Here is a 20,306-nt window from a genome sequence, read left to right on the forward strand (position 1 = left end):
TCCGGCGCGGGGGAACCACGAAGGCCGCCCCGGCGATGCGGGACGGCCTTCACGTTCGGGTGGCCAGAGACGGGGTCGAACCGCCGACCTAGCGATTTTCAGTCGCTCGCTCTACCAACTGAGCTATCTGGCCCGGTACAAAACAAAGCGACCCCGACGGGACTCGAACCCGCGACCTCCGCCGTGACAGGGCGGCGCGCTAACCAACTGCGCTACGGGGCCTTGACAAAGCAAGACCTGCGTTACTGCGTATCCCCAACGGGATTCGAACCCGTGCTGCCGCCGTGAAAGGGCGGTGTCCTAGGCCGCTAGACGATGGGGACCCGCCTTCTCAGGATCACCACCGCGTGCCTGCAGCTTCGGACCCGTTGAGGACGACCGCAACTATAGGGGGTGCTCCGGTGCGCGCCAAACCAAGGTCACCCGGAGGCCCAGTCGAGCAGCCGATCGGCCTCCCAGGTGGTCACGATGCGCTCCAGCGGCACCCCCAGGCGCTGGGCCCGTTCGGCCCCGTAGACCAGGAAATCCAGCTGACCCGGCGCGTGCGCGTCACTGTCGATCGAGAAGAGGCAGCCGGCCTCCATGGCGAGGGCGATGAGCTCGTCCGGCGGGTCGCGGCGCTCCGGCCGGGAGTTGATCTCGACCGCCACGTCGTGCTCGGCGCACGCCTCGAAGACCGCCTTGGCGTCGAAGGTGGACTGCTTGCGTTTCCCGCGGTCGCCCTCCACCAGGCGTCCGGTGCAGTGGCCCAGGATGTTGGTCCGGGGGTTGCGGACCGCGCCGATCATCCGCCGGGTCATCGCGTCCTTGCTCATGGCCAGCTTGGAGTGCACGGACGCCACTCGCACCTGGAGCCGTCCGAGCATGTCCTCGCTCTGGTCGAGCGAGCCGTCGTCCAGGATGTCGACCTCGATGCCGCGCAGCAGTCGGAAGTCCTCGACGTGCCGGTCGATCGTGTCGACGATCTTCAGCTGCTGGGTGAGCCGCTCGGCGGACAGGCCGTTGGCGACGCGGAGGCGAGGGGAGTGGTCGGTGAGGACGAGGTACTCCCGGCCGAGTTCCATTGCGGTCGCGACCATCTCAGGGATCGGAGAACCGCCGTCGCTCCAATCGGAATGACAGTGACAGTCGCCTCGTAACTGTGCGGCGTACTCCTCACCACCCTCGACGAGCGGTCCGGACGTCTTCTCCTCCAGCGACGCGAGGTACGCCGGCTGCTCACCGGCCAGCGCCTCGCGCACCACCGCCTCGGTGGCCTTGCCGATGCCCGGCAGGCTCTGCAACGACCCTTCCGCCGCGTGCCGGTCCAGGTCCGCGCGCGATGTCGCGAGCACGGTGTCCGCCGCCTTGCGGAAGGCCTGGACGCGGTAGGTGCCGGCCCGGGACCGCTCCAGCAGGAAGGCGATCCGACGCAGGGCGTCGACCGGCTCGATCGCGGCGTCGTCACTGGCAGCCATGCCCCCACCATGCCTTAGTCACCCCACGAAGTTTCGCTTCCTCCGCTGCGCTCCTCCAGCGAATACTTCGCGAGGACCCCGACACGTCACCCCACGAAGTTTCGCTTCCTCCGCTGCGCTCCTCCAGCGAATACTTCGCGAGGACCCCGACACGTCACCCCACGAAGTTTCGCTTCCTCCGCTGCGCTCCTCCAGCGAATACTTCGCGAGGACCCCGACACGTCACCCCACGAAGTTTCGCTTCCTCCGCTGGCCCTTCGATACCGCTGCGCTCCGACGGCGCCGCTCTCGTCCGCGGGCGTAGCGGCCACGTAGGGTCGTCGGTCGTGAAGGCAGCGCTGGTGATCGGGTGTCTCGCCGCCGTGCTGCTGTGGGTGTGGTTGGCCCGTCGCCGCTTCCAGGAGCGGCACCTGACCTGGCTGGTGCAGCGGGCCCGCGGTGACGTCTCCCGCGCCCGCACCGTCACCGTCGGCGCGGAATCGGCCGCGTTGATCCTGGCCTGCGGCGTGCTCGCCCTGGGCGTCCTGAGCGAGCAACTCTGGGCAGCGTTCTACGTGCGGATCCCGGCAGCGGTGCTCGTCCTGGCGCTCTACGTGCCATACGCCGCGATGCTGACGCCCGTGCGCACCGCGGCCCGGCTGCGGCGTACCCCGCAGCAACGGATGGTCGACCTCGGCGCGCCCGCGCAGGTGGCGGACCGCATCGCGCGCGCCGGGCGGCCGTATGCCGTCGCCGGTTCGGTGGTCATGCTGGCCGCGGTCTACGTGCTCTTCTGGCACCACATCGACTGACCGACAGGACGCCGGTGGATGGGCCGGTGCGCGGTTTGCGTCGCCGGCCAGGACTGCAGCACTGGCCACCAACGCAAACCGTCAGCGCGGGCGCACGCCGTCGGGTCCGACGCCTTCCGCGGCGACCGTCGGTCAGTCGACGATGAGGGCCGCGTACCGGGCCAGGTCGACGTTCCCGCCGGACAGCATCACCCCGACCCGCAGACCGGCGAGTTCGGAGCGCAGGCTCCGGGCGGCGGCGTACGCCAGGACGCCGGTCGGCTCGACCACGGCCTTGCAGGTGGCGGCGAGCGAGCGCATCGCTTCCACCAGCTCACCGTCCCCCACCCGCACGATGTCGCGCACCTCCCGGCGGATGACGGGGAAGGTCAGCTCACCCAGGGCGGTCGTCTGCGCGCCGTCGGCGAGTGTGTGGGGTACGTCGATGCGCACGATCCGGCCGGCGTCCAGGGACTGCTTGCCGTCGTCGCCGGCGGCCGGCTCGGCGCCGTAGACAACGGCATCGGGGCAGGTCGCTCGCACGGCGAGGCAGGTGCCCGCCAGCAGCCCTCCGCCACCGAGCGGGGTGATCACGACGTCCAGCGGCCCGACCTGATCCAGCAGCTCCAGCGCTGCGGTGCCCTGTCCGGCGATCACGTCGGGATGGTCGAACGGCGGCAGCAGCATGGCACCCGTGCGCCCGGAGATCTCGGCCGCGATGGCTGCCCGGTCCTGCGTATGCCGCTCGTAGAGAACGACGTCGGCGCCGTACCCCCGCGTCGCGGCCAGCTTGATGGCGGGCGCGTCGGACGGCATGACGATGGTGGCCGGTACGCCGAGGACCCCTGCCGCCAGCGCCACGGCCTGCGCGTGGTTACCTGAGGAGAAGGCCACCACGCCGGCCGGTCCGACCCGGGCGCGCAAGGCGTTGTACGCGCCGCGGAACTTGAACGATCCGGTGCGCTGCAGGTGCTCGGCCTTGAGGAAGAGCCGCAGGCCGAGGTCGGAGTCCAGCCGGGAGGAGGTGAGCACCGGCGTGCGATGCGCGACGCCCTCCAAGCGTCCCGCGGCGGCGTGTACGGCCGCGATGTCCGGCGTGCTGAGGACCTGCTCGGGCACGGTCAGGACTTCTGCTGCTTCTCCAGCTGCTTGCGCGCCGCGGCTTCGGCCTTCTTAGTGCCGTAGTCCTGCGCCTGCTTGGCAGCGAAGACGATGACGACGGTGCCGACCGCCATCCAGATGCGCGGGTGCTTGATGCCCTTGCCGACCAGGAACTTCTCGGCTCGCGCGTCCATCTTGAGGCCGAAGCCGGAGCTGATGAGGGTCAGGCCACCCGCCGCGGCCGCGATGGCGGACCCGGCGGACGCAGCCGTGGCCGCGCGGGTGCGCGTGGGTTTGGTGCCGAGGTCGCCGCCGTCGTCGGAGCCGCCGCGCGACGCCAGGAAGACCGAGCCGGCGGTGCCGGCCGTGTTGGCGAGCCGCAACCCCCGGCGGCCCCACTTTGGCAGCCGCGCGGGCCGCAGGAAGACACCTGCCCCGGCGGCGGTGGCCGCGGCGGCGTTCTGGACGATCGGGGAGCGCAACAGGTCGGTAGAGGCCATGCGCGTCAGCCTATGCCGCGGCGTACGCCGTCTCGTCCACCTGCGAACTCGACCGGTGCAGCGCTCCCCGGGCGGTGACGGCGAGGACGGCGGCCAGTGCGCAGGCCGACACCGTTGTCGCGAACGCCCCGGTGGCACCGTGCGCGTCGGCGAGGTGACCGGCGACCGTTGTCCCGCAGGCATATCCGAGACCCGTGGCTGCTGCGAGGAGCGTCATCGCAGCGGCGACGCGCGGTGCAGGCGTGAGCGTCTCACCGAGCGTAAAGGTGGTGATCATGTACGGCGCGACGCAGAGGCCGAGCACGAGCAGCACCGGCACCAGCGTCACCAGTGAGTGCACGAGCAGCAGCGGGGTGGACAGCACGAAGAGGGCGACGGCGGCGACCCGCAGGCGCGCGGCGTACCCGAACGACGCCGGGACCGCGGCCATGCCGATGCCCGCCAGCACACTGCCCACTCCGAGCAGGGCGTGGAAGAGCCCGGCGAGAGGTGCGTGCCCGGCGTTCGTCGCGATCACCGTCGTGCCGGTCTGGACCGAACCGAAGACGGCACCGATCAGCAGCTGCGCCACGCAGAGGACGGCAATCGACCTGGTCACCAGGCGGGTGTGGGGCGAGTCGCCGGAGATGGCGCGCCGGGCGAGCGCCGCCGTGGGATGCAACGCGAACCAGGAGCCGAAGACCGCCAGGATCACCGCAGCCCCCTCGAGCGCGAACTGCGGCCCCGCGAGGGCTCCGAAGATGCCGACGAACGCCGGGCCGAGCACGAACGACGCCTCGTCGGCGGCGCCCTCGTAGGAGAACGCCGTGTCGACCAGGCGGACCGGATGCCCGCGCCGGGCGATGATCGGCCGCCAGCGCACCCGTGCCAGTGGTCCGACCTGGGGCAGCAGGAAGCCGGTGACGGCGCAGATCGCGGCGTCGACCTGCCACGCGGTCCCCGAGCGGGTGAGGAGCACGACGAGCGCCAGCCCGATCGCACCGGCGACCGACTGGAAGAACGCGACGGGTCGCTGGCCGATGCGGTCGGCGGCGGAACCGAAGAGCGGCGCTCCGACGGCGTTGGCGAGGGCGAGCGCACCGGCGCAGCCGCCGCCGATGCCGTAGCTGCCGGTGCGTCCGGCCACGAGCAGCAGGACGCCGAGCTGGCTCATGGCGAGCGGCAGGCGCGCGAGGAAGGCGATGGCGATGTAGCGGCGGCCACTGATGGCGAAGAGCGCCCGATAGGACGCGACGGGGGACATGCTCAGGTGACTCCGATGGTGCGGTCCGGTGCGCGACCTCCCACCCAACGGTCGCGCCATGTTCCCTGTGCGCCGCCGATTCTACCGGCATGATCGGAGGCGTCCGCGCATCGTGGGCGGCGCAGGACCGAAAGATTTGAGGGGCGTGCAGAGCATGGCGAAGGGTTATTGGATCGGCCGGATCGACGTCACCGATCCGGATCGGTACGCGGAGTACGCCGCGGCCAACGGTGCCGCGTACGCGGCGTACGGCGGTCGGCTGCTGGTGCGTGCCGGGGATTTCAAGGCCGTCGAAGGCGCCGCCCGGTCGCGCAACGTGGTGATCGAGTTCCCCTCGTACGACCAAGCATTGGCGTGCTACCGCTCAGATCTCTACCAGGCGGCGCGCGCCTTGCGGGAGGATGCGGCGTCTATCGAGCTGATCGTGATCGAGGGATACGACGGACCCCAACCGGGTCGGTGACCCGCCCCCGGGGTGAGGTGGCGACCGGGGTGCGGCTGTCGGTGCGTCGGGCCGTAAGGCTCGATCGGCCCCGGGCTGGACGGCATCGACCCACCGGCGTGGACGAAGTCGAACTCGTCCGTGTGAGGGTCGCCCGTGCTGATCTGGGCTGGTGGGGCCTCGCGGCCGCAGGACCGGCTGGCAGACTCCAGGGCATGAGTGCGTGGGATGCCGTGGTGGCGCGCGCCCGCGACTGGGTGGGCAAGGGTTCGCAGCTGTCGTGGGTCGTGCCGATCGAGCGCGACCACTGGGAGACGCAGCGGGAGTTCCAGCACCGCCGCAAGGTCACCGTCGTCACACTCGCGGTCGGGACCCCGGTGCTGCGCTACGCGTTGTCCCGCAAGCCGGGCAGCCGGGAGTTCTACGCCTCCACCCTCGTTCTCGCCGGCATCTGGGCCGGTGGAGCGTTCGCGTCGGGTCCGCTGCACGCCGGGTGGAGCAGCACCCGCAACCCCGGCAAGAACACCCGGCCCGTCGTGCGTCCGATGGCCATCGGTGCCGGCGCCGTCGTCTTCTTCGCCGCCGGCGCGGCGGTCATCGCCCGCATCCCGGCCCTGCGTCGCCCGGTGCTCGCCGTCCTCAACCACGCGCGCTTCGGTTCGCTGCCGGTGGTAGTGCCCCTCACCCTCATCACCGGGGTCGGTGAGGAGTTCTTCTTCCGTGGCGCGCTCTACGCTGCGACCAAGCGCCCGCACCAGATCGCCGTCACGACAGCTGTCTACACCGTCGCCACCGGCATCACCGGCAACCCGATGCTCGTCTTCGCCGCAGGGGTCCTCGGCCTCCTGGTGGCGATCGAACGGCGCACCACCGGCGGCGTCCAGGGGCCGATCATCATCCACCTCACCTGGTCGACGGGCATGCTGCTCGTGCTGCCACCGCTCATCGAGTACCGCCGCTGAGGCGGGCCGTGCAGATCGCATGGACACCGTGACTCCCGGCCGGGCCCTCGTGCTCGGCGCCACCGGGTACGTCGGCTCCCGGCTCGTGCCGCAGCTGCTGGACGCCGGGTGGTCCACGCGGGTCATGAGCCGGCACCCCCAGCGTCTGACCGACCGTGCCTGGAGCGCCCGGGCCGAGATCGTCGGCGGCGATGCCTCGAGTGCGGACGACATGGCGACCGCCTGTGCGGACGTCGACGTCGTCTACTACCTGCTGCACTCGATGGACGGCACCGGTGACTTCGCCCAGAGGGACCGTGACCTCGCGAACGTGTGCGCGCAGGTGGCCGCCGATGCGGGCGTACGACGCATCGTCTACCTCGGGGCGCTGCACCCGAGCGGTCCGCTCAGCCCGCACCTCGCTTCGCGGGTGGAGGTGGGGGAGATCCTGCTCGCCGCTGAGGTGCCGACGACCGTGCTGCAGGCGGCAGTGGTGCTGGGGGCCGGCTCGGCGTCGTTCGAGCTGCTGCGGCACCTGAGCGCTCGGCTGATCGTTGCGCCGGCGCCCGACTGGGTGCTGAATAGCCTGCAGCCCATAGCGATCCGTGACGCGTTGCACTACCTGGTCGAGAGCGCCGCAATGGGGCCGGACGTCAACCGGTCCTTCGACATCGGCGGCCCGGATGTGCTCAGCTACCGCGACATGGTCCTGCAGTACGCCGACATCGCCGGTCTGCGCCGCCGTCATCTGCTGACGCTGCAGGCCCCGAAGCTGCTGACCGGCATCGCCGGCGAGGTGGTCGGACGGCTGACGCCGGTGCCCCGGGGCGTGGCCGCGCCGCTGGTCGGCAGCCTGGTGCACGAGGTCATCTGCCACGAGCACGACATCGAGGACCTGATCGAGCCGGAGCTCGGCGGCCTGCTCAGCTTCGAGCTGGCCGTGCTCGCCGCGCTGGAGAACGAGGGGCGGGGCGAGCCCGGTCGGTTGCCCGAGCCGGGCGCCCAGGACCCGGCGTACCGGACGTCCGCCGACCCCACCTGGGCCGGTTGAGCGGCCCGATCCTGCTCTCTCACCGAGAATCTCGAAGGACACCATGACCCGATTCACCGCGCACAACCACTCGACCGCCGATGTCGACGCGTCGCAGGAGCAGATCTGGACGGCGCTGACCGACACCGAGCTGCTGCCCCGGCTCACGCCCTTCCTGAAGCGGATCGACGTCGTCGACGGCAAGTGGGTGTGGACGCTGGCCTCGATCCCGGTGCTGACCACGCAGATCTCGCCGAGCTTCACGGAGGTCATGACCTTCGAGCCGATGACGCACATCACGTTCACCCACGACCCGAGCAAGACCGAGGAGCAGGCGGGAGCGGAGGGCTCCTACACGCTCACGCCGAACGGCGCGCGGACGCACCTGGCGATCGACCTGGAGGTCTCGGTGGACCTGCCGTTGCCCAAGCTCGCCAAGCCGGGCGTGCTGGCCGGGATGAACACGGTGATGGCGGCGATGGGCAGCAGGTTCGCCACCAACCTGCTCAAGCATCTGGACGCCACCCGCTGAGTCCGCCACATCGGGAGTACGCGCGCGCTCGATCCGGCGGGCGTGTACTCCCGATCCTCGAATCTGTCGTCAATGCGTCGCGGGCACCAGGATGTCCGGGGTGAACTGGTCGGTCGAAGTGAGCCCGGCCACCGCCATGCTGAGGTCGAACTCGGCCTGGAAGTTCCGCAGCACCTCGCGCACACCGTCCTCACCGGCCAACGCGAGGCCGTAGACGTACGGCCGGGCGATGCAGACCGCTGTGGCGCCCAGCGCGAGTGCTTTGAACGCGTCTGCGGCGCAACGGATCCCGCTGTCGAAGAGGATCGGCACCCGGTCGCCGACGCGCTCGGCGACCGCCGGGAGCGCATCCAGCGAGCCGATCGCACCGTCGAGCTGGCGGCCGCCGTGGTTGGACACGATGATGCCGTCGACGCCGTACCTCAGAGCCAGCTCCGCGTCCTCCGGCGACTGGATGCCCTTGACGAGGATGGGCAGGTCGGTCAGGTCGCGCAGCCACGCCAGCTCCTCCCAGTTCAGCGACAGGCGCCCGAAGAGCTCCTGGAAGGTGCGGATCGAGGCCATCGGCAGCTTGGATCGCAGGTTGGCCCGGAAGTCACCGGGGTGGGCGCGCGCGATCGTCCCGAGCGAGCGCACCGCTGAGGGGGTCGGCCGCCGGTCGACGGAGGGAATCTGCCCCTCCTGCAACCGTTTCCGCGTGATGTCCTGGAAGACCGGGTCGGAGGTGTAGTTGGCGATGCCGCGGGCGCGGGCGAACGGGGAGTACGCGCGGTCCAGATCCAGCGTGCGCCAACCCAGCAGCATCGTGTCGAGGGTGACGACGATGGCGCTCGCGCCGATCGCCTCTGCGCGACGTACGAAACTGCGGGCCAGGTCGTCGTCGGCACTCCAGTAGAGCTGGAACCACCGCTCGTGGTCGCCGAGCTCGTCCGCGATCGCCTCCATCGGGTACGACGCCTGCGAGGAGATGATCATGGGTACGCCGCTGGCCCTCGCCGCACGCGCCACCGCGAGGTCGCCGTCCGGGTGGCACATCTCCAGCACGCCGACGGGCGCGGTGAGGAACGGACTGGGGTGCCGCCGGCCGAACAACTCGATGGACTGGTCGCGCTCGGACACGTCGCGCAGCACCCGGGGCACGAGTTGCCAGTGCGCGAAAGCGTTGCGGTTGTTGATGATCGTGCGCCCTGTGCCCGCCCCGGTCTCGACGTAGGACCGGGCGTCGCCGCTCATCGCGCGCAGCCCGTCGTGCTCCAGCCGATCCGGACTCACCGGCACCTTCGGCGTGGTGCCGAAGACGCCCGCCTGATAGATCTGCGACTGCACGCGGCGGCCGATGTCCCGCAGGGAGATGCTCATGGCGCTCACACTCGCACAGCCCTACCAGCCCGGCGGCGCCCCGGAGTAGCGTTTCAGGAGTGCTGAGATCCACATATCCCCTTGCCGGCCACGACGTCCACCGCATCGGCTTCGGTGCCATGCAGCTGCCCGGTCCCGGAGTGTTCGGACCGCCGCGCGATCACGACCAGGCGATAGCCGTCCTGCGCCGGGCCGTCGAGCTCGGCGTCGGCCACATCGACACCGCCCAGTTCTACGGCCCGGATGTCTCCAACGAACTGATCCGCGAAGCGCTGCACCCGTACGGCGACGATCTCGTCCTGGTGTCGAAGGTGGGCGCCCGCAGGGATGCCGCCGGCGCATGGCTTCCCGCGCTGCAGCCACAGCAGCTGAAGGAGGACGTGGAGGAGAACCTGCGCACCCTCGGCACCGAGCAGCTCGGCGCTGTCAACCTGCGGTTGCATGAGGACGACGGCTCGGTGCAGGACGCCGAGCCGCAGGACGAGCTGGCGGCCCAGCTCGAGGCGATGAAGCAGCTGCGCGACGAGGGCAAGATCGCCGGGATCGGCATCTCGACGGCGACGCTGGACCAGGTCCGCACCGCGCACGAGAGCGTCGGGCTGGTCTGTGTGCAGAACGCCTTCAGCTATGTCGATCAGAGCGACGCCGACGTACTCGACTACTGCATCGAGCAGGGCATCGCCTACGTGCCGTACTTCCCACTGGGTTCGGCCTTCCCGCAGATGCCCAAGGTCACCGACGACGACCAGGTCAAGGCCGTCGCGCAGCGGCTCGGCGTCACGCCGGCGCAGGTCGGGCTCGCGTGGCTGCTGCGCCGGGCGGCGAACGTGCTCCTCATCCCCGGCACGTCGTCCGTCGCGCACCTGGAGGACAACATCGCGACCGGTGACGTCGAGCTGGCCGAGGGCGACCTCGCGGGCTGAGCCGGTACCGACGTGAGGCGGCGGCCCGGGGGACGTGCCCCGGACCGCCGCCGTCGTTCACACCTGTGTCAGCCCACGAACGTGTAGTGCCAGTACTCCCCGACGCCCGGCGTGGAGTACTCCTTGGGGCGCTGGAAGCCCCAGTTGAGCGCGTTCGCCGTCAGCCACTTGTCCTGGGGCGTGCCCCAGTAGTAGATCGAGGTCGAACCGCCCTTGGTGGTCTGGGTGTCGAAGTCGATCGCCTGCCCCAGCCCGTGATTGGACGTACCGGGCACAGCGGCCTGCGAGCCGAGCAGGTCGTAGTAGAACTGCTGCTTGACCAACGGCCGGTACGCCTCGGAGATGGACAGGTTGTAGCCGAAGGTGGCCTTGAACGCGGCGTTCATGTTGGCCAACGAATCCCGTGCGCCACACGCCAGGTAGCGCGGGGTGGTGGGCTCCCAGGACGTGCCGAGGGCGCTGTCGGCCGCGCACATCTCCGCCGCCGGCATCACGCCGTTGTACGACGCCTGGTTGGGCGAGGTCTGGAGCATCGCCGTGCTGATGAAGCGGCCGGCGTACGTCCCGGACGTGATGCGGAACCACGCGTAGTTGACGTAGGTGCCGGTGAACGCGACCCCCTGCTTGACGGTCGCCACGATCGCCGAGCGGTAGCTGTAGGACGCGCGGATGTTGGGAGTCGCCCAGCCGGTGACGACGTACCGGGTGACGTTGGGGGTGGACACCACCGCGCTGGAGCCTGCGCCCGAGCCCAGCGGCTGTGCCGGGTTGGTGGTGGTGACGCTGTATGCGCTGATCCACTGCCCGGTGTACGTGCCCGAGGTGGCCTGCACCCACCCGGCCGTGCTGCCGCTGCCGAGGACGCCCGTGAACTGGTATCCGGTGCCCGGCCTCGCGACGAAGGTCGCGGTGTTGGACGAGTTCGCGCGGAACGAGGCGCCCGCGCTTCCGGTGTACAGCGTCCACACCTGCGAGTCCGCGTGCTGGACGGCCGCGGGGGCGTGTGCGGTCTGCGTGCTGGCGTCGGGGTGGGGCTGTGCGGCCTGGGCCGGGCCGGCTGCGAGTGCGGTGAGGGCGGTGATGCCGATAACCGCGCCGGCGGCGCGGCGGATGGCGATGACCATTGATGCTCCTTGAGGCGGATGTGACTGGTGAGGCCACGAAACCTAAGGAGCGAAGGCGCATTGGTTGCCGTTGTAATCCTGGTGAATTCGGCAATTATCGGCGTGTCGAGTGGAATTCGGACTGGTTGTATGCCTTTTTTACTTGCGGTTGACCGCTGGCTGATTTTTTGTTGCGGTACAGCGTGGATGATCCGCTGTCAAATCGGACGGGTCGAGCGGACCCCCGACGCAGAATGTGCAGCGCACTTCTCCGTCACGTCGACGGGAACTCCTCCAGGTCGGCGACCTGCAGGGCGACCACCCGCGCCACGCGTTCGTCCGCGACACCGAGCCACGTCAGCACCCGGGCGACCGCCTCCTGCGTGGTGCCCCTCGACAGGTCGGTGACCTCGTCGGCGCGTACGTCGGTGACCGGGGCGCCGTGGCCGCGCAGGTGCGCGATCCAGCCGGCGACCGGACGGGTCGCGCCGGGGTCGACCCGGCCGTCCTCCAGTCCGGCGTGGACCACCGGCACTACGCGGACCGGCACCTTCTGCGAGCCGTCGGCGGCGATCTGCGCGAGCAGGTGTCGGATGGCGGCGTTGCCGAAACGGGTCCGCAGGCTCGTGCAGTAGTCGTCGAGTTCGGCGGCGGGCAGTTCGAGGTGGGCGCAGGCGCAGCTCCACCACTCCTCGACCCACCCGCGCACCACGGGGTCGCCGATCGCCTGGGCGACGGTCTCGTGGCCGCGGGTCGACCCGGCGTACGCCATCAGCGAGTGCGCTCCGTTGAGCAGCCACAGCTTGCGCTGCTCGAAGGGGCGCACATCGCGGACGAATCGCGCGCCGGCGACCTCCCAGGCGGGCCGGCCGTTCGGGAAGTCCCCGGCGAGGATCCACTCGGTGAACTGTTCGGTCGGCACGACCTCCGGATCGTCGACGTCGAGTTGCCGGGACACCTCGGCGCGGTCCTCGTCCGTGGTGCGGGGGGTGATGCGGTCGACCACGGTGGTGACGAACGAGACGGTGTCCTCGATCCAGGGGAGAAGGGAGGGATCGACCGCGGCGGCGAGTCCGCTCACGACACGGGCCATGACCTGACCGTTGTCGGGGAGGTTGTCGTTGGAGACGATGGCGAGCGCGCCGGCGCCCGCAGCCCGTCGGGTGAGCAGTCCGGCCACCACGCGTCCCGGAACGGTGTCGGCCGGCCCGGCGACCGGGTCGGCGGCCAGCGCCTCGATGTCGCGACGGACGGCCGGCGACGCCGTATCGAGGTCGCCGGACGACGACCGACAGTAGGCCGCCTCCGTCACGGTCGCCGTGACGACCGCCAGATCGGTGCTCGCGAAGTACGCCCGCAGCGCCACCAGGTCGTCGGCCGCGTGTACCGCGCTCACGCTCGAGACGACCTCGGGCCGGGCGCCGTCCGGGCCGCGGACGAGCAGCGTGTAGAGCGCGTCCTGTGCCCGTAGGGCGACTGCGGCCGCCGGCGACCGGCCCGTGAAGGCGGCGATGCCCCATGCGGCGGCGTCGGGGGCGTGCTCGGTGTACCAGGCGGCGTGCGCACGGAAGAAGTTGCCGAGCCCGAGGTGCAGCAGCCGCACGGGCGCGGCAGGGCGACCGTCCTTGCGCCGGTCGAGCGCGCGCAGCGGCGCGCTCACAGCTTGAAGGCCGTGGTCGGCACGGTGGTGACGAGGTCGAGGGCGGTCTCCAGCGCCTCGTCCTCCTCGAGCTGATGCTCGGCGACCAGCCGGGCGAGATAGCCCGCGTCCAGGCGGCGCGACATATCGTGTCGGGCCGGGATGGACAGGAACGCCCGGGTGTCGTCCACGAACCCGGAGGTGCGGTAGAAACCGGCGGTCTCCGTCGTGGCGGCACGGAAGCGGCGTACGGCGTCCGGCGCGTCGAGGAACCACCACGGAGCCCCGGCGTAGACGCTCGGGTAGAAGCCGGCCAGCGGTGCGATCTCGCGGGAGAACACCGTCTCGTCGAGGGTGAAGAGGATCAGGTGGAAGCCCTGCGCCGTCCCGAACTCGTCCAGCAGCGGCTGCAGCCCGCGGGTGAACTCCACGCCCACCGGGATGTCGCTGCCGGTGTCCGGGCCGAAGCGCCGCGTCGTCCCGGTGTGGTGGCCGCGGTGGACGGCGGGGTGCAGCGTCATCACCAGGCCGTCCTCGGTGGCCATCCGGGCCATCTCCACGAGCATGTGCCGGCGCAGGGCCGTGGCGTCCTGCGGACTCACGCGCCCGGCGATCGCGTCGCTGTAGATCCGGGTCGCCTCGGCGTCGTCCAGGGTCAGTGTGACCACGTCGAGGTGGCTGTGGTCGGAGGAGACGGCGCCGTGATCCTTGAAGTAGCGGCGCCGGTCCGCCAGCGCCGCGACGTATCCGGCGTACGAGCCGGTGTCGATCGCCGACGCCTGCGCGAGAGCGGCCATCAGCGCGGGGAAGTCCGGCCGGGCGGGCTCCAGGTACTTGTCCGGGCGGAAGGTCGGCACCACCCGGTGGGAGAACCCACTGTCCTGCCGCAGCGCAGCGTGGAAGCTCAGGTCGTCGACGGGGTCGTCCGTCGTGGCGAGGACGTCGATGGCGAATCGGTTCATCAACGCCCGCGGCCGGAACTCCGGGCGCCCCAGGGCGTCGGCGATCCGGTCGTAGATCGCGTCGGCGGACTCCGCCGACGGGCGGGCCTCCACCCCGAAGACGTCGGCGAGGACCGTTTCCATCCAGAACCGGCTCGGCGTGCCGCGGAAGGCGCCCCACTGGCCGCAGAACAAACGCCAGGCATGACGTGCGCCGTCCGTGTCCAGGGTGCTGCCCGGGCCGACCCCGAGCAGTTCCAGGGGGATGCCCTGTGCGTGCAGGAGCCGGAAGACGTAATGATCCGGCGAGAGGAGCAGCGAGGCCGAATCCTCGAACGGTGCGTCGTCGGCCAGCCACTGCGCGGGCACGTGACCGTGCGGGGAGATGATCGGCTGGTCTCGCACCGCGGCGTACAGCCGCCGCGCGATCGCCCGGGTGCCGGGGTCGGCGGGGAGGAGCCGGTCGGGTGAGAGCGTGAGTCGATCCGCGGGCGCGGGCATGGACGTCATGACGCCCATCGTCGCCCTCCCACCCGGCTCGAGGGCGACGGGTCGCCGGTCGCGCTTGCCGCCGACGGGGCGGCGGGTGAAGGTGGTCGCATGACGAGCCTCGCCGACGGACCCGCACAGACCCACCTACCCGCCACGCGGGTCGGGGGCGTCGAGGGTGTGCTGGGCGAGGACGAGGTGCGCCGGTTCGTCCGGGAACGGCTCGACTCGGTGGATCTCGACGGGCGCAGCGTCTGCATCCTGGTGCCGGACGCGACCCGCACCTGCCCACTGCCCCTGCTGCTCGGCGCCGTCCACGGCGCGCTCGCCGGTCGGGTGGAGAGGATGACGGTGCTGATCGCCCTCGGCACCCACCAGGCGATGAGCGAGGAGGCGATCGCCCGGCACCTGGGGTACGCACCGGGTGCCCTGCAGGACACCTATCCGGGGATGACCGTGCTCAACCACGAGTGGTGGCGACCGGAGACCTTCGCCGATCTCGGGACGATCCCGGCCACGCGCCTCGAGGAACTGTCCGAGGGCCGGCTCAGCCTCGATGTGCCGGTGCTGCTGAACGAGGCGGTGGTCGAGCACGACGTCGCGCTGGTCGTGGGCCCGGTGCTGCCCCACGAGGTCGTGGGCATCTCCGGCGGCAACAAGTACTTCTTCCCGGGCGTCGCCGGTCAGCAGATCATCGACGTGTCCCACTGGATCGGCGCACTCATCACCTCGGCCGAGATCATCGGCACGACGGACGTCACCCCGGTCCGGGCCCTCATCAACGAGGGCGCAGCGCTGGTGCCAGCCGAGAAGCTCGCGTTCTGCTTCGTCGGAGCCGTCGGCACCCACGACCTGCACTCCATCTCCTTCGGCGACACCATCTCGGCGTGGGCCGACTCCGCGGAGGTCTGCGCCGCCACCCACGTGACCTACCTCGACGAGCCGGTACGGCGCGTCATCTCGCTGGTACCGACCATGTACGACGACATCTGGACCGGCGCGAAGGGCTTCTACAAGCTCGAGCCCGCGGTCGCCGACGGCGGCGAGGTGATCCTCTACGCCCCTCACATCACGCAGATCTCGGCCAGCCACCCGGAGATCGACACCATCGGCTACCACTGCCGCGACTACTTCGTGAAGCAGTGGGACCGCTTCAAGGACGTGCACTGGAGCACCCTGGCCCACTCCACCCACCTGAGAGGCGCGGGCAGCTACGACCCCGAGACCGGTACGGAGCGGTTCCGCGTCAACGTCACCCTCGCGACCCGGATCCCGGAGGAGGTGTGTCGCGCCGCGAATCTCGGCTATCTGGACCCGGACTCGATCGACCTGGACGCGGAGATCGCCGCCGGCAGCTTCGTCGTGCCCGACGCCGGGGAGGTGCTCTTCCGGCTCACCCCAGGGCATCAGGGAGGCTGAGGTCATGAATCGAGACCTGGCGTCGGTCACCCCGCAGGTCGAGCGCGCGCTCGACGGTGTGCAACGCCTCGGGGTCGCCTACTCCGGCGGCGTCGACTCCTCCCTGCTGCTCGCGCTGGCCGTGCGCGCGCTCGGCCCGGACCGGGTGGTCGCGGTCCTCGGTGTCTCCCCGTCGCTGGCCGCGGACGAACGCGCCGGTGCGCACGACGTCGCTGCCGCGATCGGCGTACCCGTCGTCGAGATCGCGACGCACGAGGGCGACAACCCGGCGTACCGGGCCAACGGCCCCGACCGCTGCTACCACTGCAAGGACGAGCTCTTCACCCGGATCGGGAGCGACGTCATCGCCGCTCACCGCCTGACAGCCGTCGCGTACGGCGAGAACGCCGACGACACCCGTCGCCCGGATCGGCCGGGCTCGCGCGCAGCGACCGAGCACGGCGTGCTGCGGCCGCTCGCCGACCTCGGACTCACCAAGGCCGACGTACGCTCGCTGGCGCACGAGCTGGGACTTCCCAACGCCGACAAACCCGCCGCGCCCTGCCTGGCGTCGCGCATCCCGCACTTCACTCCCGTCGACCCGGCAAGGCTCGCCCAGGTCGAGGCGGTCGAGCACGCGCTGAGGCAGCTCGGATTCGCCGACTGCCGGGTGCGTCATCACGGGGAGGTCGCCCGCATCGAGGTGACCGCCGACGACCTGATCCGAGCGGCCGCCTCGCCGCTGCGCGAGCAGGTGGTGGCCGCCGGGCGGGCGGCCGGGTTCGACTTCGTGTCGCTCGACCTCGGAGGGATCCAGTCCGGCGCGTTCAGCCTGCCGCTCGTGGCGGTGACCGGTGGCTGAGCCCGATCCCCTGGAGGGAGTGGCCGAGCTCGACCTGCAGAGGGCGGCGCGAAGGGGATACCCCGAGGCGGTCTACTGCGAGGGCAAGACGCCGGACCAGGTGCGCGCGATCGCCGAGGCGGTGCGAGATGCCAATCAGGGCGAGAAGCCAGGTGGAGCAACGCTGTTCACCCGGTGCTCGGACGACCATCTGGACGTGCTCTCGGACGTCTTCTCGGACGCGGCCATCGACGAGACCGCGCGTCTCGTTGCCTGGCCGCCGGCGCCGCCCGCGCCGGTCGGTGGCCCCGTCGTCGTGGTGTGCGCCGGCACCTCGGATCTACCGGTGGCGCGCGAAGCGCTGCTGACCGCCGCCTACCTCGGACGGCACTGCGAACTCGTCGTCGACGTCGGAGTCGCCGGGCTGCACCGGATCCTCGCGCGGCTGCCGGTGCTGCGGGCCGCGCGGGTCATCGTGGTCGTCGCGGGCATGGACGGTGCACTGCCGAGCGTGGTCGCGGGGCTGGTGTCGGCGCCGGTCGTGGCCGTGCCGACCTCGGTCGGGTACGGCGCGGCGTTCGGCGGCATCGCACCGCTGCTGGCCATGCTCAACGCCTGCGCCCCGGGAGTCGCCGTGGTCAACATCGACAACGGGTACGGCGCGGGCCACCTGGCCGCGCAGATCGCCGCGCCCGCAGCATCCTCCGACTGACCACCAGGCCGATCGCTCCTAGGAGTCGATCGGCGGAAGGAGCGAGCCGGCCTGAAGGCCCTGTGCTGTCGCAGTCGCCGCGGCGTCGTCGAGCAGTCTCCGGACGGGCAGCCCGACGGCTCGGGCGGCCGTCGCGGCGTCCTCGAACTCCGGCGTCGCATGCACGATCCGCCCGGAGCCGTCGAGCGACACCTTGATCCGCACCGAGTGGCCGTGGACCTGAATGATGCGCCAGTCACGTTGCAGTGCAACACGATCGACCGCGTACGACCTGCTGCCGAAGGTGCTGGTGAGCGAGTGGACGAGGTCGCCCATCCGCGATCGGTCACCGCCGGCGCACAGGACGGACAACGTGTGCGCGGGTCGCCCCTTCTTCATCAGGATCGGGGTCAGCCAGGCGTCCGCGGCGCCGGCCTCGAGCAGTGCCGTCAGGACCGTGGGCCACACCCTGGGGTCGAGGTCGTCGACGTTCGCCTCGAGCACCCACAGCTGTTCGTTGGCCGGCTGTCCGGCTGTCTCGGTGCGCTCGCCGATGCAGACGCGTACGACGTTCGCCCGCCCGTTAGTGTCCCGTGAGCCCGCGCCGACGCCGATCGCCCGCACCCGCATCGGCGGTAGGGGTTCGCAGGTCGCCGCGAGGGCGCGTACGAGGGCGACGCCGGTGGGAGTGGCCAGTTCGCCGGTGCCGCCCGTCCGCAACTCCCAACCGGTGCCGAGCTCGAGCACCGCGGGCACCGGCACGGGCAGGTCGCCGTGCGCGCCGGTCACCCGGCCCGATCCGACCGCGATCGGTCCGGCGCTGACGGACCGCGCGGCGTGCCAGTGCAGGGCCGCGCAGACCCCGACCACGTCGGCGATGGAGTCCCAGGCGCCCACCTCGTGGAAGTGCACCTGCGTGGACTCCACCCCGTGGACGCGGCCCTCGGCGGCTGCCAGCGTCTCGAAGACCCGCTGCGCCGATACCGCGACGGCCGGTTCGAGGGGAGCCCGATCGATGAGGTCCCGGATGTCGCTCCACCGGCGGTGCGGCTGGTCGGCGGCGACCGGTGCGACGTCCACCTTCGTGGCGCGCTGGCCGGCACGGGTGACCTCGCGCGCGGTCACCCGCACGGCGTCTGGCGCGACGGCGTCCACGGCATCCTGGACCATAGAGACGGGTGCCCCGGCGTCCACCAGGGCGCCGAGCAGCATGTCGCCGGCGATGCCGGCTGCGGCGTCGATCCACGCGTGCCGTCCGGGCTCAGCCACGCCGCCAAACTACCGTCGACGCCCTGCCCCCGGGTCGAAGTAGACGGCGCACCGGCCTCTCGGGACCGGTTGAAGTGGGCCCTCCGGGGCTCGAACCCGGAACCTACGGATTAAAAGTCCGCAGCTCTACCAATTGAGCTAAAGGCCCGTGACGCGTGTAGCGCCCCGACAGCGTAGTTGCACCCGTTCGCCGCCGCGAAACCCCGTGCCCGGGAACATCGCCGGGCTCACCGGGGGACCGCCGCGCACGTCCCGATGTGGTCGCCTTGCATGCAGCGCGCACCCACCTTGTTCTCAGGCTTCGGAGTGAGCATGTCGTCGTGCGCGACGAGGCGCGCAGATCGAGGCGGGGTCCCCTGAGATGTTGGAGCCGAACAGCGTGGCACTCGTGGTGCTGCTGTGGGTGTCGTTCGCGGCCGCGGTGGTCGCTGTCGTCGTGCTGTGGCCGAGGCTGGCGCGGCGTCGTCCGCTGGCGCTGCTCGGCAGGCTCGGTACGCAGGTGGGCGCCTCGGCCCTGGTCGTGCTCGCGGCCGCGGCGACCCTCAATCAGCAGAACGGCTGGTACGGCACCTGGTCCGATCTGGGTCGCGACCTGATGGGTACGCCGCCCTCGGTGCAGCGGGTGGCGGTGAAGGGTGACCTGCAGACGGCCGGACAGTACAACGCGAGTGCCGCCGCCGAGGCCGACCTGCGCGCGCAGCGGTTGTTCGGTCCGGAGCGCGCGGTGTTCGCGCGCGACGCGAAACTGCATGTCGCGCCCGGTCCGCACGGCCAGTGGCTGCACGTCGTCATCCCCGGGCTCGGCAAGGCGGCAGGGCGTGGCGCCGGGAAGGCGATGATCTGGCTGCCGCCCGCGTACGTCGACGGGCCCTCCCAGGCGACCTACCCCGTCATCGAGGCGTACGCCGGCATTCCCGGCAGTCCGGCGGACTATCAGAAGCGGATGGGCCTGCAGAACATCATCGTGCGCGCCCACCAGAAGTCCGGCCTGATCGAGCCGGTGGTCGTGGTGCCGGACTACACGCCGTCCGGCATCGACACCGAGTGCACCAACAGCGGCGGCATCGACATGGAGACCTGGCTCACCAAGACGGTCCCCGCGTGGACCGTGCGACACCTGCGGGTGCGTCCCGACAAGGAGTCGTGGGCCGTGATGGGCTTCAGCGCGGGCGGCTTCTGCGCCGAGGTGAGCGCGTTCCTGCACCCCCAGCAGTACGGGTCGGTGATGCTCTTCGGCACCTACAACAACCCCAGCTGGGGCAACTGGACGCCCTACGGTCGTCGGAGCATCTGGCCGGCGCGCTACTCCATGCTCAACGTCGTGCGACAGACCCCGCCCCCCGTCGACGTGTGGATCGAGGTGTCCGAAGGTGATCGCTTCGCGGGGCCCCCGAGCAGGAGCCTGATCAACGCTGCGCACGGGCGGATGTCGGTGACGTCGGTGTATCTGCCCGGGGCCGGTCACCGGTTCGACGTGTGGCAGGCGGTGATGCCGGTCGCACTGGAGTGGCTCGGCCACGCCGAGCCCGGCTTCCATGGGGTCATCGGCGACGGGGTGACACACGGCACGCCGCGTGCGCGCAGCGACGACCGTGTGGTGCTGCGCGGACGGAAGGAAGACGCGCGACCCGCCTGAT

At 71.0% G+C, this 20,306-nt stretch carries 19 protein-coding genes and 4 tRNA genes; 10 read left to right on the plus strand and 13 right to left on the minus strand.

Annotated features, from left to right (window positions below):
• Positions 1-60: 60 nt before the first annotated feature.
• The 4 genes from LVQ62_RS05950 to LVQ62_RS05965 all read right to left on the minus strand — a co-directional run bounded on the left by LVQ62_RS05950 (position 61) and on the right by LVQ62_RS05965 (position 1,457).
• Positions 61-133, minus strand: a tRNA-Phe gene (locus LVQ62_RS05950).
• Positions 134-148: 15 nt separating this feature from the next.
• Positions 149-222 (minus strand) — tRNA-Asp (locus LVQ62_RS05955).
• A gap of 28 nt (positions 223-250) precedes the next feature.
• Positions 251-323 (minus strand) — tRNA-Glu (locus LVQ62_RS05960).
• 96 nt (positions 324-419) lie between these two features.
• Complete coding sequence (locus LVQ62_RS05965; RefSeq protein WP_233766438.1) at positions 420-1,457, minus strand: PHP domain-containing protein; 1,038 nt, start codon at positions 1,455-1,457, stop codon at positions 420-422.
• Positions 1,458-1,783: 326 nt separating this feature from the next.
• Here LVQ62_RS05965 and LVQ62_RS05970 point away from each other — a divergent pair, with 326 nt between their 5' ends.
• Positions 1,784-2,248 carry a hypothetical protein gene (locus LVQ62_RS05970; protein ID WP_233766440.1) on the plus strand — a complete coding sequence of 155 codons (465 nt, stop codon included), beginning with the start codon at positions 1,784-1,786 and terminating at the stop codon, positions 2,246-2,248.
• A 132-nt stretch (positions 2,249-2,380) separates the two neighbouring features.
• Here LVQ62_RS05970 and LVQ62_RS05975 read toward each other — a convergent pair whose 3' ends face one another.
• The 3 genes from LVQ62_RS05975 to LVQ62_RS05985 are packed head-to-tail and all read right to left on the minus strand — an operon-like array spanning position 2,381 to position 5,071.
• Positions 2,381-3,346: a pyridoxal-phosphate dependent enzyme gene (locus LVQ62_RS05975; RefSeq protein WP_233766442.1), complete on the minus strand. Its 966-nt coding sequence runs from the start codon at positions 3,344-3,346 to the stop codon at positions 2,381-2,383.
• A gap of 2 nt (positions 3,347-3,348) precedes the next feature.
• Entirely contained in the window at positions 3,349-3,828 is a 480-nt protein-coding gene (locus LVQ62_RS05980; RefSeq protein ID WP_233766444.1) for a hypothetical protein, read from the minus strand.
• A 10-nt stretch (positions 3,829-3,838) separates the two neighbouring features.
• On the minus strand, positions 3,839-5,071 hold the full coding sequence (locus tag LVQ62_RS05985; RefSeq protein ID WP_233766455.1) for an MFS transporter: 1,233 nt from the start codon (positions 5,069-5,071) through the stop codon (positions 3,839-3,841).
• Positions 5,072-5,225: 154 nt separating this feature from the next.
• Between LVQ62_RS05985 and LVQ62_RS05990 the strand changes: the two genes are divergently transcribed.
• From LVQ62_RS05990 to LVQ62_RS06005, 4 genes are all read left to right on the plus strand, one after another.
• A complete protein-coding gene (locus tag LVQ62_RS05990) occupies positions 5,226-5,534 on the plus strand; it encodes a DUF1330 domain-containing protein (protein ID WP_233767660.1) in 309 nt (102 codons plus the stop codon).
• Between the two features lie 194 nt (positions 5,535-5,728).
• Positions 5,729-6,475, plus strand: a complete 747-nt coding sequence (locus LVQ62_RS05995; protein WP_233766457.1) for a CPBP family intramembrane glutamic endopeptidase — start codon at positions 5,729-5,731, stop codon at positions 6,473-6,475.
• 19 nt (positions 6,476-6,494) lie between these two features.
• Positions 6,495-7,505 carry an NAD(P)H-binding protein gene (locus LVQ62_RS06000; protein ID WP_233766459.1) on the plus strand — a complete coding sequence of 337 codons (1,011 nt, stop codon included), beginning with the start codon at positions 6,495-6,497 and terminating at the stop codon, positions 7,503-7,505.
• A gap of 43 nt (positions 7,506-7,548) precedes the next feature.
• Positions 7,549-8,016, plus strand: coding sequence for an SRPBCC family protein (locus LVQ62_RS06005; RefSeq protein WP_233766461.1), 468 nt, complete (start codon positions 7,549-7,551; stop codon positions 8,014-8,016).
• A 69-nt stretch (positions 8,017-8,085) separates the two neighbouring features.
• Here the strand turns inward: LVQ62_RS06005 and LVQ62_RS06010 are convergent, their stop codons facing one another.
• Positions 8,086-9,375, minus strand: coding sequence for an alpha-hydroxy-acid oxidizing protein (locus LVQ62_RS06010; protein ID WP_233766463.1), 1,290 nt, complete (start codon positions 9,373-9,375; stop codon positions 8,086-8,088).
• Between the two features lie 59 nt (positions 9,376-9,434).
• On the opposite strand from LVQ62_RS06010, the gene LVQ62_RS06015 reads away from it, so the two are divergent.
• Positions 9,435-10,298: an oxidoreductase gene (locus LVQ62_RS06015; protein ID WP_233766465.1), complete on the plus strand. Its 864-nt coding sequence runs from the start codon at positions 9,435-9,437 to the stop codon at positions 10,296-10,298.
• A gap of 68 nt (positions 10,299-10,366) precedes the next feature.
• On the opposite strand, the gene LVQ62_RS06020 is transcribed toward LVQ62_RS06015, so the two are convergent.
• The 3 genes from LVQ62_RS06020 to uxaC all read right to left on the minus strand — a co-directional run bounded on the left by LVQ62_RS06020 (position 10,367) and on the right by uxaC (position 14,482).
• On the minus strand, positions 10,367-11,422 hold the full coding sequence (locus LVQ62_RS06020) for a M15 family metallopeptidase (protein ID WP_179483002.1): 1,056 nt from the start codon (positions 11,420-11,422) through the stop codon (positions 10,367-10,369).
• A 253-nt stretch (positions 11,423-11,675) separates the two neighbouring features.
• On the minus strand, positions 11,676-13,061 hold the full coding sequence (locus LVQ62_RS06025; RefSeq protein ID WP_233766467.1) for a mannitol dehydrogenase family protein: 1,386 nt from the start codon (positions 13,059-13,061) through the stop codon (positions 11,676-11,678).
• Positions 13,058-14,482 (minus strand): glucuronate isomerase, encoded by a 1,425-nt coding sequence (gene uxaC, locus LVQ62_RS06030; RefSeq protein ID WP_233767662.1) that lies wholly within the window; start codon positions 14,480-14,482, stop codon positions 13,058-13,060. The genes LVQ62_RS06025 and uxaC overlap by 4 nt, the downstream gene beginning before the upstream one ends.
• 99 nt (positions 14,483-14,581) lie before the next feature.
• On the opposite strand from uxaC, the gene LVQ62_RS06035 reads away from it, so the two are divergent.
• Genes LVQ62_RS06035 through larB form a run of 3 tightly spaced genes read left to right on the plus strand, consistent with a single transcriptional unit; the run spans position 14,582 to position 17,421 of the window.
• A complete protein-coding gene (locus tag LVQ62_RS06035; protein ID WP_233766469.1) occupies positions 14,582-15,889 on the plus strand; it encodes a lactate racemase domain-containing protein in 1,308 nt (435 codons plus the stop codon).
• A gap of 4 nt (positions 15,890-15,893) precedes the next feature.
• On the plus strand, positions 15,894-16,730 hold the full coding sequence (gene larE, locus LVQ62_RS06040; protein WP_233766471.1) for an ATP-dependent sacrificial sulfur transferase LarE: 837 nt from the start codon (positions 15,894-15,896) through the stop codon (positions 16,728-16,730).
• The gene (gene larB, locus LVQ62_RS06045; RefSeq protein WP_233766479.1) at positions 16,723-17,421 is read left to right on the plus strand and encodes a nickel pincer cofactor biosynthesis protein LarB; all 699 of its coding nucleotides are present in this window, start codon (positions 16,723-16,725) and stop codon (positions 17,419-17,421) included. Before larE ends, larB begins: the two co-directional genes overlap by 8 nt.
• Positions 17,422-17,439: 18 nt before the next feature.
• Here the strand turns inward: larB and larC are convergent, their stop codons facing one another.
• Positions 17,440-18,669, minus strand: a complete 1,230-nt coding sequence (gene larC, locus LVQ62_RS06050) for a nickel pincer cofactor biosynthesis protein LarC (protein WP_233766481.1) — start codon at positions 18,667-18,669, stop codon at positions 17,440-17,442.
• 75 nt (positions 18,670-18,744) lie between these two features.
• Positions 18,745-18,817: transfer RNA gene (locus LVQ62_RS06055), tRNA-Lys, on the minus strand.
• 213 nt (positions 18,818-19,030) lie between these two features.
• On the opposite strand from LVQ62_RS06055, the gene LVQ62_RS06060 reads away from it, so the two are divergent.
• Positions 19,031-20,305, plus strand: coding sequence for an esterase family protein (locus LVQ62_RS06060; RefSeq protein ID WP_233766483.1), 1,275 nt, complete (start codon positions 19,031-19,033; stop codon positions 20,303-20,305).
• Position 20,306 lies beyond the last annotated feature (1 nt).

The sequence above is a fragment of the Allobranchiibius sp. GilTou73 genome (assembly GCF_021391335.1).
Taxonomy (GTDB): domain Bacteria; phylum Actinomycetota; class Actinomycetes; order Actinomycetales; family Dermatophilaceae; genus Allobranchiibius; species Allobranchiibius huperziae.

Coding starts and splice junctions, on each gene's coding strand:
- LVQ62_RS05965 (WP_233766438.1), bottom strand. CDS start 1,457: ATGGCTGCCAGTGACGACGCCGCGATCGAGCCGGTCGACGCCCTGCGT.
- LVQ62_RS05980 (WP_233766444.1), bottom strand. CDS start 3,828: ATGGCCTCTACCGACCTGTTGCGCTCCCCGATCGTCCAGAACGCCGCC.
- LVQ62_RS05985 (WP_233766455.1), bottom strand. CDS start 5,071: ATGTCCCCCGTCGCGTCCTATCGGGCGCTCTTCGCCATCAGTGGCCGC.
- LVQ62_RS05990 (WP_233767660.1), top strand. CDS start 5,226: ATGGCGAAGGGTTATTGGATCGGCCGGATCGACGTCACCGATCCGGAT.
- LVQ62_RS05995 (WP_233766457.1), top strand. CDS start 5,729: ATGAGTGCGTGGGATGCCGTGGTGGCGCGCGCCCGCGACTGGGTGGGC.
- LVQ62_RS06000 (WP_233766459.1), top strand. CDS start 6,495: ATGGACACCGTGACTCCCGGCCGGGCCCTCGTGCTCGGCGCCACCGGG.
- LVQ62_RS06005 (WP_233766461.1), top strand. CDS start 7,549: ATGACCCGATTCACCGCGCACAACCACTCGACCGCCGATGTCGACGCG.
- LVQ62_RS06010 (WP_233766463.1), bottom strand. CDS start 9,375: ATGAGCATCTCCCTGCGGGACATCGGCCGCCGCGTGCAGTCGCAGATC.
- LVQ62_RS06020 (WP_179483002.1), bottom strand. CDS start 11,422: ATGGTCATCGCCATCCGCCGCGCCGCCGGCGCGGTTATCGGCATCACC.
- uxaC (WP_233767662.1), bottom strand. CDS start 14,482: ATGCCCGCGCCCGCGGATCGACTCACGCTCTCACCCGACCGGCTCCTC.
- LVQ62_RS06035 (WP_233766469.1), top strand. CDS start 14,582: ATGACGAGCCTCGCCGACGGACCCGCACAGACCCACCTACCCGCCACG.
- larE (WP_233766471.1), top strand. CDS start 15,894: ATGAATCGAGACCTGGCGTCGGTCACCCCGCAGGTCGAGCGCGCGCTC.
- LVQ62_RS06060 (WP_233766483.1), top strand. CDS start 19,031: ATGTTGGAGCCGAACAGCGTGGCACTCGTGGTGCTGCTGTGGGTGTCG.